The sequence below is a fragment of the Noviherbaspirillum suwonense genome (assembly GCF_900182955.1).
Classification (GTDB): domain Bacteria; phylum Pseudomonadota; class Gammaproteobacteria; order Burkholderiales; family Burkholderiaceae_D; genus Noviherbaspirillum_A; species Noviherbaspirillum_A suwonense.
This window is the reverse complement of the sequence record NZ_FXUL01000023.1, coordinates 74,478-88,453: the sequence shown is the minus strand read 5'-3', so window position 1 is coordinate 88,453 and position 13,976 is coordinate 74,478. Positions and strand designations below refer to the sequence as shown.

Sequence of the window (13,976 nt, the reverse complement as noted above, 5' to 3'; positions counted from 1 at the left end):
ATCGATGTTAAACAAGCCGCGCATCCTCGTCGCCAGTCCGGCGTCCAGCGCATCCAACAATGGAAACTGGCAGACGGCGTACCGCTGGGGCCAGTTCCTTGGCGCACGATACCATGTCGGGATCACGAAGCAGTGGGACCGCGCAAGTCCGGCGCCGGATGCGCTCATCGCGCTGCATGCGCGCCGCTCGGCCGACTCGATCGCGGCCTATGCGCAGACCGGCCGGCCGCTGGTGGTGGTGCTGACCGGCACCGACCTGTACCGCGACATCCGGCATGACGACGACGCCCGCCGCTCGCTGCAGCTGGCGCACACGCTGGTCGTGCTGCAGGACGCGGGCCTGGACGAACTGCCGGCGGCGCTGCTTCCGAAGACCGTGGTGATCTACCAGTCGGCGCCGCCGCTGCCGCCGCTGCCTGCCGGGGACGGCGTGTTCGACGTGATGATGGTCGGCCACCTGCGCGCCGAGAAGGACCCATTGACCTTCATGCGGGCTGCGATGCAGGCGCGCGCGCCCGGCCTGCGCTTCACGCAGGTCGGCGGCGCGCTCGACGACAGCCTGGGCCGGCAGGCGGAGGACACCGCGGCCCGCTGCCCCGCCTACCGCTGGCTGGGCGCGCTGGCGCATGACGCCGCCCGGGCGCTGCTGCGCGGCAGCCGGCTGCTGGCGGTGCCGTCGCTGATGGAAGGCGGCGCCAACGTGATCGCCGAGGCGCTGGCCAGCGGCGTGCCGGTGCTGGCCAGCGACATATCGGGCAACCGCGGCATGCTGGGCGCGGACTATGCCGGCTACTTCCCGGCCGGCGACGCCGCCGCGCTGGCCCGCCTGGCCGAGCGCGCGGCGACCGATCCGGCTTTCGAGCAGCGGCTGCGCGCCCAGTGCGCCGCCCGCCTGCCGCTGTTCGCGCCGGAACGGGAAAGAGCGGCGGTGCTGCGCTTGATGGATAATGCGCTCACTCAACACAGGACCACACCATGAATGCACCAACTGACAACATCCCGCTGAAACTCACTTCCTTCTCCCACGGCGGCGGCTGCGGCTGCAAGATCGCGCCCGGCGTGCTGGCCGAAATCCTGAAGAAATCCAGCGGTTTCCCGGTGCCGCCGCAATTGCTGGTCGGCATCGAGACCGCCGACGACGCCGCGGTCTACAAGCTCAATGACGAACAGGCGCTGATCGCGACCACCGACTTCTTCATGCCCATCGTCGACGACCCGTACGACTTCGGCCGCATCGCCGCCACCAACGCGATCTCCGACGTCTATGCGATGGGCGGCACGCCCATCATGGCGCTGGCGCTGGTCGGCATGCCGATCGACAAGCTGCCGCTGGACACCATCGGCAAGATCATCCAGGGCGGCGAGTCGATCTGCGCGGAAGCCGGCATCCCGATCGCCGGCGGCCATACCATCGACTCGGTCGAGCCGATTTACGGCCTGGTGGTGATGGGACTGATACATCCCTCGAAGATCAAGCGCAATGCCGACGCCCGCGCCGGCGACAAGCTCATCCTCGGCAAGCCGCTGGGCGTGGGCGTGCTGTCGGCGGCGCTGAAGAAAGGCAAGCTGGACGATGCCGGTTATGCGGCGATGATCGAGAACACGACCAAGCTCAACAAGCCGGGCAAGGCGCTGTCGGAACTGGCCGGCGTCCATGCGCTGACCGATGTCACCGGCTTCGGCCTGCTTGGCCACCTGCTGGAACTGGCCCGCGGCGCCGGGCTGGAGGCGCGGCTGGACATGGGCAGCATCCCGCTGCTGCCGGGCGTGCAGGAACTGGCCGAACAGGGCTGCGTGACCGGCGCGTCCGGCCGCAACTGGGCCGGCTACGGGCATGACGTCAGCCTGGCCGCGCAAATCACGCCGGTGCAGCAGATGCTGCTGACCGACCCGCAAACCTCGGGCGGCCTGCTGGTGGCCTGCGCGCCGGATACGGTGGACGAGGTGCTGGCGCTGTTTGCGCGGGAAGGCTTCGCGTCTGCGGCCGTCATCGGCGAGATGGCGCCCGGCAAAGCCGGCGTCAGCGTCGCCTAGCATGCCCGGTTTTCTCTTTTCCTGAAGGTCCAGCGTTATGTTTGCACCGAGCTTGCCGCCGGCGTCCGCCGGCGGCGCACCGTTCTTCCTGTCACGCCGCCTGCCGGCCGGGGCCGCGGCATGATGCCCATCAGCGCGCATTTCCTGATCGGCGCCGGCGGCCTGGCCGCGTTCTGGGCCGGCGGCATGATCAGCGCCAACGAGTTCGCCAAGCTTGCGGTGCTGATGGCGCTTTTCATTTACGGCCTGGCCGGCAGCATTGCGACCTGGACCAGGTCGCCGGCCTGGCTGGGCCGCATTGCCCGGCTGACCTGGCTGCTGTTTTTCGCCGATGCGGCGGTGCGCGGCTTCCTGCGCGCCTACTTCGGCATGCGTCCGGGGCCGGGCATGGTGCTGCAGGCCGTGCTGAATACGAATCCCGGCGAGACCATGGAATTTTTCAGCCAGCAATGGCGCAGCATCGGCATCAGCGCGGCAAGCCTGCTGCTGTCGATGGCGGCTGCGCTGTGGCTGCAGAAGCTGCTGCAAAAACGGCGCCAGGCGCGCCCGGACGCGCAGCGCCGCCCGCAGCCGCTGCAGCCGTCCCGCGCCAGCCGCATCGGCGTCAGCGTCATGCTGGTGCTGCTGGTGGCGATCCATTTCAACAAGACGATGGCCAAGGAAAACCCGGTGCTGTTCTGGCCGCTGCGCTACCAGGCGCACATGCAGGAACTGCGTGAGATGACGGCGCTGCGGCAGCAGCTTGCCGAGCAGCGTTCCCAGCCTGCCGAATGGGCGGTGCGCTACCACGGCGAGGACCAGCGCACGGTGATATGGGTGCTGGGCGAAAGCACCAACCGCAACAACATGTCGCTCTACGGCTACGGCCGCGAGACCACGCCGCTGCTCGATGCGATGCGCGGCGACCTGACCGTGCTGGGCGACGTGGTGTCGTCCGCGTCCGCGACCATGGGCTCGCTGATGAACATGCTGACCCCGGCCAGCCTGCAGCAGCCGAACGGATGGCAGATCAAGCCGGACGTGCTGCAGCTCGCGCGCGCGGCCGGCTACAAGACCTTCTGGCTGTCGAACCAGGCCGCCAACGACGGCTGGCTGGGGCTGGTGGCCGAGCAGGCCGACCTGCTGCGCTACATTAACAACGGCGAGGGCCGCGGCGAGAACAACCTCGACGGCGCGCTGCTGCCGCACGTGGATGCGGCGCTGGCCGACCCGGCGCCGAAGAAGCTGATCGTGGTCCACCTGCTCGGCGCGCACCCGACCTACGACATGCGCTACCCGGAGCAGTTCGCCCGCTTCGACGACAGGGAAGACAGCGTCGCGGCCGCGCTGAAAGCCGCCGGCCGCTCGTTCTGGATACGCGAGCAGCGCGACGAATACGACAACGCAATCCTGTATGGCGACTACGTGCTGTCGGAAATCATCCGCCGCGCCAGCACAGCGACCGCGGGCAAGCCGGCCGCGCTGCTGTACTCGTCCGACCACGGGCAGGAAGTCGGCCACTTCCGCAATCACGCCGGCCAGTCGCCCGTGGAAAACAGCGGCTATGAAATCCCGATGGTGCTGTGGGAAAGCCCGGTCGGCGCCATCGTGAGTCCCGGCCTGCGCAGCGCGATGCAGGGGCGGCCCTACCAGACCGATTACCTGGACCACACCATGCTGGGGCTGATGAAGGTGACGAGCACGTATTACCAGCCGGAACACGATGTGTTCAGCCCGCAGTTCCGGCCGCAGCCGCGGCTGATCCGCGACCGGCCCTACCAGGTCGCCACGCCGGCCTGCGCGCAGCCGCCCTGCCTCGCGGTTCGCTAACGGCCAGGCGCGCAGCCGCGCATCAATCGAGCATCAGTCCCGCATCAGTCCCGCGCAGCCGCCGGCGCCGATGCCGGAGCAGCCGGTGACGAAGCGCCCAGCAGGTCGGCGCGGGGCATGTTCCATTGCGGCACGCCGGAAAGGCAGGCGCGGCGGCCCGCCTGCGGCAGCGTCATCGTCGAGAAATTGCCCATGGGCGAGCCGGAAAAACGGGCGTCGGAGACGCTGTCCGCATCGAGCGCCGGCATGCGGCCAAACCGCAGCCAGTCGCGCAGGTAGCAGTCGTCCTCGGCCAGCCGGCGCAGCCGCTCCAGCGAATAGTCATGCTGCGACATCATCACCAGCGCCAGCGAAGCCGGCTGTATCTGCGCCTGCCGGTCCGGCTGCAACGATTGCGACGGCTGCAACGCTTGCGACGGCTGCAACGGCTGTGGCGTCTGCGCGAAGGCCTGCGGGCAGGCCGGCACCGGCATCGCCTGCGGCGCGAGGCTCAGCACGCCGCGGCTGATCCGGTACTGGCCGGTATCCACGCGGCTTTCCACCGCGACGAAATTCCAGCACGCGGGATTGGCCGGATACGGCGACATCGCCGCGTCGAGCAGCACTGCCTTCGGGTCGCGCGCATGCAGGTCGCGCGCCATCGCCGCGCGCGCCTGGCCGGACGCCAGCGCCTGGACGCCGACGAAAGCCAGTCCCAGCATCGCGGCCGCCAGCGGCAAAGCCAGCGCCGGCCGGCGCGGGCCGGGCGTGCCGGCCATTGCCATTACCGCCCCTGCCGCCAGCAGCGCAGCCAGCGATTGCCAGGCCAGGTAGCCGCGCCAGGCCAGAAAGCCCAGCGCCAGCGCGGACGCCGACAGCAGCAGCCAGCGCAGCGTCGGCCGCCGCAGCGTCATCACCATCGGGATGCCGAACGCGACCCAGAACACCGGCTCCAGGATAAACACCATGTCGCCAAATACCCATCCCGAATGGAACGGATGGAAAGGATGGATGCCATAGCTGTTGAGATAATCCATCAGCAGGTGCAGGCCGAAGCCCACGCCGATCGCCAGCCCGAAGCCGGCGCGGGCCGACGCGCTCTCGCGCAGCAGCCGGCGCGCCGACGGCCATAGCAGGTAGAGCAGCAGCGCCAGCGCCATCGCCTGCGGAATCGCATAGAGCAGCGTATGCGTATGGCCGCGATGGTGCAGCAGGTAGCCCAGCGGCGCCGGCAGCAGCGGCGTCAGCACCAGGTCGAGGTCGGGGAAATTGCTGGCAAGCGCACAGGTCGCCAGCATCAGGCTGCGGCGCACGCCTTGCCGCCTCGCATCGGCTTCCGCCGGCAGGCTGTGATGCAGCAGTTCGCCGGCGAGAAGTCCAGCAACGGTATGACTGAGATTGTCCATGGCGCAATGGTACAGAGGATCATGGGATGATATTCCGCTATCCTGTTTTTACGAAGTAATAATGCGAAATAATTCGCTTTTTATATAAGTCACGAGCCGTTAGCATGACGGTGTGCCTTGCATCCGTCACCGGATGCGCGAAGGCTTTTACCAGGCGGGTTGCAGGACCCGCCGTCCAGGAGAAACATGATGTCTGATCAGAAACCCGAAACGCCCGAACAGACCCAGTGGGAAGTCATCGACACGGACGGGCCGCAGCAGCGCCAGCAGCAGGAGCAGCCGCCGAGGGCCAGCCGCGCGACGATGATGCGGGCGATGCTGGGCCCGTGGTGGCGCTGGAAGATTGCCGGCGTGACGGTCATCTTCGTCGGCATCCTGGCGCTGGTGTTTGCAATGGCCGGCGTGCTGTTCGTTGTCGGCGCCGTGGTCGTGCTGCTGTCGCTGGTGGTCGCCAAGGTCCGGCAATGGCTGCGCCAGAGCGGCAGTTCTTTGACCAGGTGACCGATTCGATCATGTTCCGCCGAGGAACGATGGGCCTGCGCGGCCATCCAACCTTATTTGGAGAAATCATGCAAAACCAGCCCGCCAATTCCCCGCGTCCCGCGAAAGACCGCGACGATGCCGTCCCCGAGCAGCGCGACGACGTCAAGCATGTGATCGACACCGGCCTGCCGCCCGGCATCAGCCCCGACGAGGCGGCCGACCCCGGCAGCAAGACGCCGGGCAGCACGCCCGACTTCGTGCGCGGCAAGTAGCCGCCAAGTCCTGGCCGTGCCGGCAATGTAGCAATCCTGACGCAATGCCGACATACGCCGGACAAGCCCGGCGCGCAGCATGGGCAGGCATGCGATCATGCATGCCCTGCCCTGTCGAGGACCGTTGCAATGCAAAAGCCAACCCGCGCGCTGATCGTCGATGACGACAAGGAAATCTGCGCGCTGCTGTGTTCCTACCTGGCCGATTTCGGCATCGAGGCGCGCGGCGTCCATGACGGCGCGGCCATGCGCCGCGCCATTGCCGAGCAGACGCCGGATGTCATCATCCTGGACCTGATGCTGCCCGGCGAGGATGGTCTCACGCTGTGCCGCCAGTTGCGGTCCAACGGCAATATCCCGGTCATCATGCTCACCGCGCGCGGCGAACCGGCCGACCGCGTGGTGGGCCTGGAGCTGGGCGCCGACGATTACGTCGTCAAGCCCTTCGACCCGCGCGAGCTGGTGGCGCGCGTGCACACCGTGCTGCGCCGCGCGCGCGGCGACGGCGGCAGCCTGGGCAGCGGCGGCGAGAGCGAGCGCATCAATTTCGAGGGCTGGTCGCTGGATGTCGGCACGCGCCAGCTGACGACGCCGCGACAGGTGGTCGTGCCCTTGTCGAATGCGGAATTCCGCCTGCTCTGGACCTTCATCGAGCGGCCCCGCCGCGTGCTCAACCGCGACCAGCTGATGGACGCGGCGCGCGGCCAGTCCAGCACCGCCTACGACCGCAGCATCGACCTGCTGGTGTCGCGGCTCCGGCAAAAACTCGACGACGACCCGCGCGACCCGAAGCTGCTGAAGACCATACGCGGCGAGGGCTACCTGTTCGACGCCCGCATCAGCCGGTAAGGCGCGGCCCATGAAGCGCTTCCTGCCGGACACCATCTTTGCGCGCCTGTTCCTGCTAGTGCTGATGGCCATCATGATCAGCCACGCGATGACCTTCGTGCTGCTGCTGGCCTTCTTCGGCGAGCGCCAGAACCGGCCGCCGGACGGGCGCCGCCCTCCTTCCGTCGCGGCGCCGGGCCAGCCGGCGCCGCCGCCGCGCGCCCGGCCGTTCGCGCGCCAGCCCGACATGATCATCGCAGGCTATGCGGTGCGCACGCCGCCGCCGGGCTTCTGGATCAGCGTGGCGAGCCAGCTGTTCGCGCTGACCCTTGCCGCGCTGTTCGGCGCGCGCATGCTGGCCCGCCCGATACAGCGGCTGGGCCATGCGGCCGCCGAACTCGGCACCGACCTCAACCGCCCGCCGATCGCGGAGACCGGCACGGCCGAGGCGCGGCAGGCGGCGCGGGTCTTCAACCAGATGCAGCAGCGCATACGCCAGAGCGTCGAGGAGCGCGGCCGCTTCCTGGCCGCGGTGTCGCATGACCTGCGCACGCCGCTGACGCGGATGAAGCTGCGGGTCGAGCGGCTGCAGGACGATGCGGCGCGCGACAAGCTGCGCGAGGACATCGCCGAAATGGCCGCGATGCTTAACGCCACGCTGAACTACCTGCGCGACGAGGCGTCGGCCGAGCCATGGCAGATGATGAACGTGACGGCGCTGCTGGAATCGATGGTGGAGGATGCGGTGGACGCGGGCGAGGATGTGGCCGTGTCCGGCCACGCGCAGCCGCTGCTGACGCGGCCCGTCGCGCTGCGGCGCTGCCTGTCCAACCTGCTGCAGAATGCGCTGCGCTACGGCCACAGCGCGAAGATCGACATCGTCGACACCGACGCGCTGCTTCAGATCGAGATAAGAGATGCCGGACCCGGCATCCCGGAAGAGCAGATGCAGGCCGTGTTCGAGCCTTTCGTCCGGCTGGAGAATTCGCGTAACCGCAGCACCGGCGGCGTCGGCCTGGGCCTTGCGATTGCGCGCGAGGCGGCCACGCAGTGCGGCGGCACGCTGACGCTGGAGAATGCGCCGGGCGGCGGCCTGCTGGCGCGCCTGGCGCTCAAGCGCGGCCGCTAGGCGCCAGGGCTAAGCCTGGGCCGCGCGCCGGCCGTCGATCACGCTCAGGCGGCGACCGCGGTCTTGTCCTCGGCCACCGCCGGCGTGCCTTCTGCCGGCGCCGACGTGCGGATCAGGTGGTCGAAGGCCGACAGCGCCGCCTTCGAGCCTTCGCCCATCGCGATTACGATCTGCTTGAACGGCACCGTGGTCGCATCGCCGGCGGCGAACACGCCGGGCACCGAGGTGCGGCCGTGCGCGTCGATCTCGATCTCGCCGTGCTTGGACAGCGCGACCGTGCCCTTGAGCCAGTCGGTGTTGGGCAGCAGCCCGATCTGCACGAAGATGCCTTCGAGGTCGATCCGGTGCGACGCGCCGGTCTGGCGGTCTGTGTACTGCAGGCCGTTGACGCGGGTGCCGTCGCCATGCACTTCGCTGGTCAGCGCCTGGGTGATCACGGTCACGTTCGGCAGGCTCATCAGCTTGCGCTGCAGCACCGCGTCGGCGCGCAGCTTGACGTCGAACTCGATCAGCGTCACATGGGCGACGATGCCGGCCAGGTCGATCGCCGCTTCCACGCCGGAGTTGCCGCCGCCGATCACCGCCACGCGCTTGCCCTTGAACAGCGGGCCGTCGCAGTGCGGGCAATAGGCCACGCCCTTGTTCTTGTATTCCTTCTCGCCGGGCACGTTCATCTCGCGCCAGCGGGCGCCGGTCGCCAGGATGACCGTCTTCGCCTTCAGGCTCGCGCCGCTTTCGAGCTTCACCTCGATCACGTCGCCGGGCACCAGTTCGGCCGCGCGCTGCAGGTTCATGATGTCGACGTCATAGCTCTTCACGTGCTGCTCGAGCGCGGCGACCAGCTTCGGACCCTCGGTCTCCTTGACCGAGATGAAGTTTTCGATGCCCATGGTGTCCAGCACCTGGCCGCCGAAGCGCTCCGACACCACGCCGGTGCTGATGCCCTTGCGGGCGGCATAGATGGCGGCCGACGCGCCGGCCGGGCCGCCGCCGACGATCAGCATGTCGAACACGTCCTTCTTCGCCAGCTTCTCGGCGTCGCGCTTGGCGGCGCCCGTGTCCACCTTGGCCAGGATTTCCTCCAGGCCCATGCGGCCCTGGCCGAAGATCTCGCCGTTCAGGAAGATGGTCGGCACCGCCATGATCTGGCGCTGGTTCACTTCGTCCTGGTACAGCGCGCCGTCGATCATCACGTGGCGCACGTTCGGGTTCAGCACCGCCATCAGGTTCAGCGCCTGCACGACTTCCGGGCAGTTCTGGCAGGACAGCGAGATATAGGTCTCGAACAGGAAGTCGCCTTCAAGCGCGCGCACCTGCTCGATGACGGCGGCGTCGGCCTTCGGCGGGTGGCCGCCGACCTGCAGCAGCGCCAGCACCAGCGAGGTGAATTCATGGCCCATCGGGATGCCCGCGAAACGGATGCCGATATCGCTGCCGGTGCGGTTCAGCGAGAACGACGGCGCGCGCTCGCCGTCGCCGGGCTGCTCGGTCAGCGTGATGCGGGTCGACAGCGCGGCGATATCCTTCAGCAGCGCCAGCATTTCCTGCGACTTGTCGGTCGCATCGAGCGAGGCGACGATCTCGATCGGCTGCGTGACCTTTTCGAGGTAGGCTTTCAGTTGGGTTTTCAGGTTGGCATCCAGCATGATGGCTCTCTTCAAAAAAAGGGTTGCTAGGTTCTTGCGGGGCGCAGTGCGACCGCCGGGTCAGCCTCGGCTGCCGGTTCGTAAGGCTGATCGGGGGGTGGCGCTGCTGCCGGGCCGCTGTTCTGGCCCGGCGGTGTGTTTACTGATTAATTGCTTGCTGCTGGTCGATTACTTAGATCTTGCCGACCAGGTCGAGCGACGGCGCGAGGGTGTCGGCGCCCGGGGTCCACTTGGCTGGGCAGACTTCGCCCGGATGCGCGGCGACGTACTGGGCGGCCTGCACCTTGCGCAGCAGTTCCTTGGCGTCGCGGCCGATGCCGTTGTCATGGATTTCGCACAGCTTGATCTGGCCTTCCGGGTTGATGACGAAGGTGCCGCGCAGCGCCAGGCCTTCTTCCTCGATCATCACGTCGAAATTGCGGGTAATCGCGCCGGTCGGGTCGGCGATCATCGGGTAGGTGATCTTCTGGATCGTGTCCGAGGTGTCATGCCATGCCTTGTGCGTGAAATGGGTGTCGGTCGACACGCTGTAGATTTCCACGCCCAGCGACTTGAAGGTGTCGTAGTTGTCGGCCAGGTCGCCCAGCTCGGTCGGGCAAACAAAGGTGAAGTCAGCCGGATAGAACACGACCACGGACCATTTGCCCTTCAGGTCGGCATCGGAAACCGGAACGAACTTGCCGTTGTGGAAGGCGGTAGCGTTGAATGGCTTGACGGTGGTATTGATCAATGACATGGAAATTTCCCTTTGGTTAAAAATGGTAATCGGTAGGCAGGATAATAGCGAAGATTTATCGAAATTTGAAATCGATAGTTCCAATTAATGCCATAGCTTATCTTTATCGCACTAGCGGCCATTATCCTAACGACAAAAGATGGTTACGCTTTCGGACAGCACAAGGGACAGATGGCGTAAGCGCCAGGAAGTTCTTCGCGGACCGGGGCGCCGGACGGTTTTTGCGCGCTTTTCGCCCGGCGCCTTCCGCCACCGGCCCTGCTAGGCGCCGCGCAGCAGCACATCGTCCAGCGCCATGCCGCCCCGCAGCATGGCTTCGAGCCTGGGCAGCAGTTCCTGCAGCGCCTCTCCCGCCTTCAGGCAGAAAAGATGGTCGGCCCGCGTCTTGCCGGCGTTCAGCGCGGCCAGCGGCTTGCCCGCCTCCGCCGCCCGGGCGCACAGCCGGTAGCCCGAATGCACCATCACCGAGGAGCCGACCACCAGCAGCGCGCTGGCGCTTTCCACCCGTTCGCGCGCTTCGCTGGTGCGCTCGCCCGGCACGCTGTCGCCGAAGAACACCACGTCGGGCTGCAGCATGCCGCCGCAATGCAGGCAGTCCGGCACCTGGAAGCCCTCGATGCTGTCGGGGTCGACATGTGCGTCGCCGTCCGGCGCCGGCTGGGCGAATACGCCGGCCAGCAGCGGGTTCAGCGCTTCGAGCTGCGCCTGCACCGCCGACCTCGCCTGCCGTTCGCCGCAGGCCAGGCAGACTACCGCGTGGATGCTGCCGTGCAGCTCCAGCACGCCGGCGCTGCCCGCGCGCTGGTGCAGGCCGTCCACGTTCTGGGTGACGATGGGGCCGAGCAGCCCATGCGCCTGCAGCCGGGCCAGCGCCGCATGGCCGGCATTGGGCTGCGCATTGCGCATCACCGGCCAGCCCGCCATGCTGCGCGCCCAGTAGCGCTGGCGCACCGCCGGCTGGGTGCGGAAGGCCGGACCCTGGATCGGTTCCCGGCCGCGCCGCACGCCGTCGGCGTCGCGGTAATCGGGTATGCCGGACGCGGTGCTGATGCCGGCGCCGGTCAGCACCAGCGCATCGGGATGGCGCTCGATGAAGCGCGCGATCTCATGCAGGCTGTCGGTGTTGACGCTCACGTTGAATCCTCCTGTGATGAATCGCCGGGCCAGGCAACGCCGGCTGGCGTTTGCTGGCTGCGGCCATGCAAGAGGATAGGCGAATCGGGCTCAGGCTGCCTGGCGTTCGGCGACCAGCGACTGCGTTCGCGGCAAAAACATCTCGCGCTGGATGCGCACGCCGTCGGACACGTCGGCGATGCGGTAACGCTGGAGGTCGAAACCCGGATAGGACGCGCAGGCATCCTCGACGGCGACCACGATGTCCAGCCAGTCCATGGCGCCGGACAGGCGCGCGGCCCCATGCAGCGCCAAGCGCAGGCCGACCTCGCACGGCTCGCCGTCGAGGTTCAGGTAGGACACGATGAAGCGGGCCGAGCCGGGCGCGGCGCGGGCGATCTTCAGCACTTCGTCTTCAGCCGGCGTCGACGCCCAGAAAAAGCCTTCGCGCAGCGGCCGCCCATGGACCGGCACTTCGAATGCGTCGTACTGCGCGCGGTCGATGTCGGCGCAGCGGGAAAACTGCTTTTCCACCGCCTGCAGGATTTCCGACGGCGTGCTCCAGCCGGAAGCGCAGGCCGGCCTGGGCCGCGAGAGGTCGACATGGTGCCGCATGTCGATGCCGAAGCAGCCGCGCGAACCGTCGGCGGCCAGGTAATCGACCAGGAAGGTTTCCGGGGCCATGCTGCCGGCCGCGGTCGCTTTCTGCCGCACCCGCAGCGTCCGGTGCCGCCTTGCCTGCAGCACCCAGCCCGGCAGGCAGTCGAAACCGCCGCGCAGGCAGTCGTTGAGCACCGCGGCATAGGCGTCGCGATACTGCCCGGCGTCGGCCAGCACCGCGTCCGGGAACGCTTGCGGCGGCCCGCTGCGTTCGGCGATGCGCTCCAGGTAGGCGGCCGCCAGCGGCAGGCCGGTTTTCGGATGACGGTCGCCCAGCGCGCGTTCGGCGCAGAATCCCGTGTTCTCGCGCAGCGGGGTGACGGCGAGCGGATAGACCTGGTAGGAAAGCTGTCCATTGGCGTCGAAGAACGGCGCCGCCGCATCGTAATGATAGGCGCCGTAGATCGCGCCGCCGGCGGCGTCGAGCATCGCGGCATCGGCGCACTGGGCACTGATATCGACCACGATGACCCGCGGCCGGATGGTGACTGGATGAGCGTGGAACATGGCGGACACCTCGATCTGGCAGCACTGATGAGATCGATTATATCCACACGGCAACTTCTGTAAAGCGGGTTATCAGCGGCTGTCGTTTATCGGCACAGCCCCTTTCTTGCGCGTCAGTCGGGCGCCGGCAGGCTGATGAAGGCGACCACGCCGAGCGCCAGCGTGGCGGCGATCAGGCCCAGCGCCGCCGAATAGGTGTCGGCATGCCAGCTGCTGGCGTTGGCCATCGACGCCACCGTGCCGCTCAGCCATTGCACCAGCGCGACGCCGAGAAACATCGCCATGTTGAGCAGCGACATCGCCCGCCCGGTCAGCGCAACCGGGTAGGACGCGCGCACGTCCGCATACTGCAGCACGATGAAGCCCGAGAGGAAACCGACCAGCAGCGAGCAGGCCAGCACGGCGCCGGCATTCGGCGCCAGCGCCATCGCAATGAACAGCGCGATCAGCGCGAACGTGCAGCTGACGATCCAGCGGCGCCGGCCCTTGCCCTGCGGGCCGAAACGGCCGAACAGCGGCGGTCCCATGATGGACACCACGGACACCAGCAGCGCCACGTTGCCGCTTTGCACCAGCGTGTAGCCATAGCGCTCGACCAGCAGCGGTCCCAGCCACAAGCCGCGCAGCGACATGAACGCGGCGTAGGTGACCGCGCCCAGCGCCATGATGCCTATGGTGTGCGGCAGCGTCATCAGCCCGGCCATGCCGCGCACCGCGGCGCCCAGCGATTCGCGGTGGCGCGGCTGCTGCTGCGGCGATTCGCGCACCACGATGAAGATGAGCAGCCAGGCCAGCGCCGACAGGCCGGCCAGCACCAGGAAGCCGACGCGCCAGGATACTTCCTGCACCACCCAGGCCAGCGGCGTGGCGGTCAGCAGCATGCCGCCCCCGCCGATGCCCAGCACCATGCCGGACACCGACGCAAAGCGCTCGGGCGCGAAGTAACGGGTGATGAAGACCGTGCAGACCAGGAACGCCGCGCTGCAGCCGACGCCGATCAGCACCTGCCCGAGGACCACCATGCTGTAGCTGTGCGCCAGCGCCGACAGCAGCGCGCCGGCCACCGCCAGCGGGAAGGTCGCCAGCATGGTCCGGCGCACGCCATGCAGGTCGATCGCGAGGCCGACGAAGAGCTGCATCGCGCCAAAGGCGAAATGGAAGGCGCCGGCATAGCTTCCCAGCTGCTGCGGCGACAGCGCAAACTCGGCCTGCATGCGCCCGGCCATCATCGCGGCCGCGGTGCGGTAGGCGTGGCTGAGCATGAAGGCGCTGCATAGCGCGGCCAGCATCAGCCATGCGGGACGCGGCGAGGACGGCGCGCGGCTGGCGCCCCCGGATTGGACGGACATGTCTCTTCCTCTTATTGTTATTGCA

At 67.9% G+C, this 13,976-nt stretch carries 13 protein-coding genes; 7 read left to right on the top strand and 6 right to left on the bottom strand.

Translation table 11 applies throughout. The annotated features are described in order from the left end of the window. Positions 1 to 4 precede the first annotated feature (4 nt). The 3 genes from senB (at position 5) to QOL82_RS23220 (ending at position 3,843) form a co-directional block, all read left to right on the top strand. The gene (gene senB, locus QOL82_RS23230) at positions 5 to 979 is read left to right on the top strand and encodes a selenoneine biosynthesis selenosugar synthase SenB (protein WP_283444700.1); all 975 of its coding nucleotides are present in this window, start codon (positions 5 to 7) and stop codon (positions 977 to 979) included. Beyond that, on the top strand, positions 976 to 2,034 hold the full coding sequence (selD, locus tag QOL82_RS23225; RefSeq protein ID WP_283444699.1) for a selenide, water dikinase SelD: 1,059 nt from the start codon (positions 976 to 978) through the stop codon (positions 2,032 to 2,034). Before senB ends, selD begins: the two co-directional genes overlap by 4 nt. A gap of 120 nt (positions 2,035 to 2,154) precedes the next feature. Next, the gene (locus QOL82_RS23220) at positions 2,155 to 3,843 is read left to right on the top strand and encodes a phosphoethanolamine transferase (RefSeq protein WP_283444698.1); all 1,689 of its coding nucleotides are present in this window, start codon (positions 2,155 to 2,157) and stop codon (positions 3,841 to 3,843) included. 44 nt (positions 3,844 to 3,887) lie between these two features. On the opposite strand, the gene QOL82_RS23215 is transcribed toward QOL82_RS23220, so the two are convergent. Further along, on the bottom strand, positions 3,888 to 5,228 hold the full coding sequence (locus QOL82_RS23215; protein WP_283444697.1) for a metal-dependent hydrolase: 1,341 nt from the start codon (positions 5,226 to 5,228) through the stop codon (positions 3,888 to 3,890). Positions 5,229 to 5,417: 189 nt separating this feature from the next. Between QOL82_RS23215 and QOL82_RS23210 the strand changes: the two genes are divergently transcribed. The 4 genes from QOL82_RS23210 to QOL82_RS23195 all read left to right on the top strand — a co-directional run bounded on the left by QOL82_RS23210 (position 5,418) and on the right by QOL82_RS23195 (position 7,940). Continuing rightward, positions 5,418 to 5,729, top strand: a complete 312-nt coding sequence (locus QOL82_RS23210; RefSeq protein ID WP_283444696.1) for a hypothetical protein — start codon at positions 5,418 to 5,420, stop codon at positions 5,727 to 5,729. Between the two features lie 68 nt (positions 5,730 to 5,797). Beyond that, on the top strand, positions 5,798 to 5,983 hold the full coding sequence (locus QOL82_RS23205) for a hypothetical protein (RefSeq protein ID WP_283444695.1): 186 nt from the start codon (positions 5,798 to 5,800) through the stop codon (positions 5,981 to 5,983). A 129-nt stretch (positions 5,984 to 6,112) separates the two neighbouring features. Continuing rightward, on the top strand, positions 6,113 to 6,832 hold the full coding sequence (locus QOL82_RS23200) for a response regulator (RefSeq protein ID WP_283444694.1): 720 nt from the start codon (positions 6,113 to 6,115) through the stop codon (positions 6,830 to 6,832). 10 nt (positions 6,833 to 6,842) lie between these two features. After that, on the top strand, positions 6,843 to 7,940 hold the full coding sequence (locus QOL82_RS23195) for an ATP-binding protein (protein ID WP_283444693.1): 1,098 nt from the start codon (positions 6,843 to 6,845) through the stop codon (positions 7,938 to 7,940). 44 nt (positions 7,941 to 7,984) lie between these two features. Here QOL82_RS23195 and ahpF read toward each other — a convergent pair whose 3' ends face one another. The 5 genes from ahpF to QOL82_RS23170 all read right to left on the bottom strand — a co-directional run bounded on the left by ahpF (position 7,985) and on the right by QOL82_RS23170 (position 13,951). After that, positions 7,985 to 9,586, bottom strand: coding sequence for an alkyl hydroperoxide reductase subunit F (gene ahpF / locus QOL82_RS23190; protein ID WP_283444692.1), 1,602 nt, complete (start codon positions 9,584 to 9,586; stop codon positions 7,985 to 7,987). A 172-nt stretch (positions 9,587 to 9,758) separates the two neighbouring features. Further along, positions 9,759 to 10,322: an alkyl hydroperoxide reductase subunit C gene (gene ahpC / locus QOL82_RS23185; RefSeq protein WP_283444691.1), complete on the bottom strand. Its 564-nt coding sequence runs from the start codon at positions 10,320 to 10,322 to the stop codon at positions 9,759 to 9,761. Positions 10,323 to 10,583: 261 nt separating this feature from the next. After that, a complete protein-coding gene (locus QOL82_RS23180) occupies positions 10,584 to 11,456 on the bottom strand; it encodes an NAD-dependent protein deacetylase (protein WP_283444690.1) in 873 nt (290 codons plus the stop codon). A gap of 90 nt (positions 11,457 to 11,546) precedes the next feature. Beyond that, positions 11,547 to 12,602 (bottom strand): hypothetical protein, encoded by a 1,056-nt coding sequence (locus QOL82_RS23175; RefSeq protein ID WP_283444689.1) that lies wholly within the window; start codon positions 12,600 to 12,602, stop codon positions 11,547 to 11,549. A 113-nt stretch (positions 12,603 to 12,715) separates the two neighbouring features. Then, complete coding sequence (locus QOL82_RS23170; RefSeq protein WP_283444688.1) at positions 12,716 to 13,951, bottom strand: MFS transporter; 1,236 nt, start codon at positions 13,949 to 13,951, stop codon at positions 12,716 to 12,718. Positions 13,952 to 13,976 lie beyond the last annotated feature (25 nt).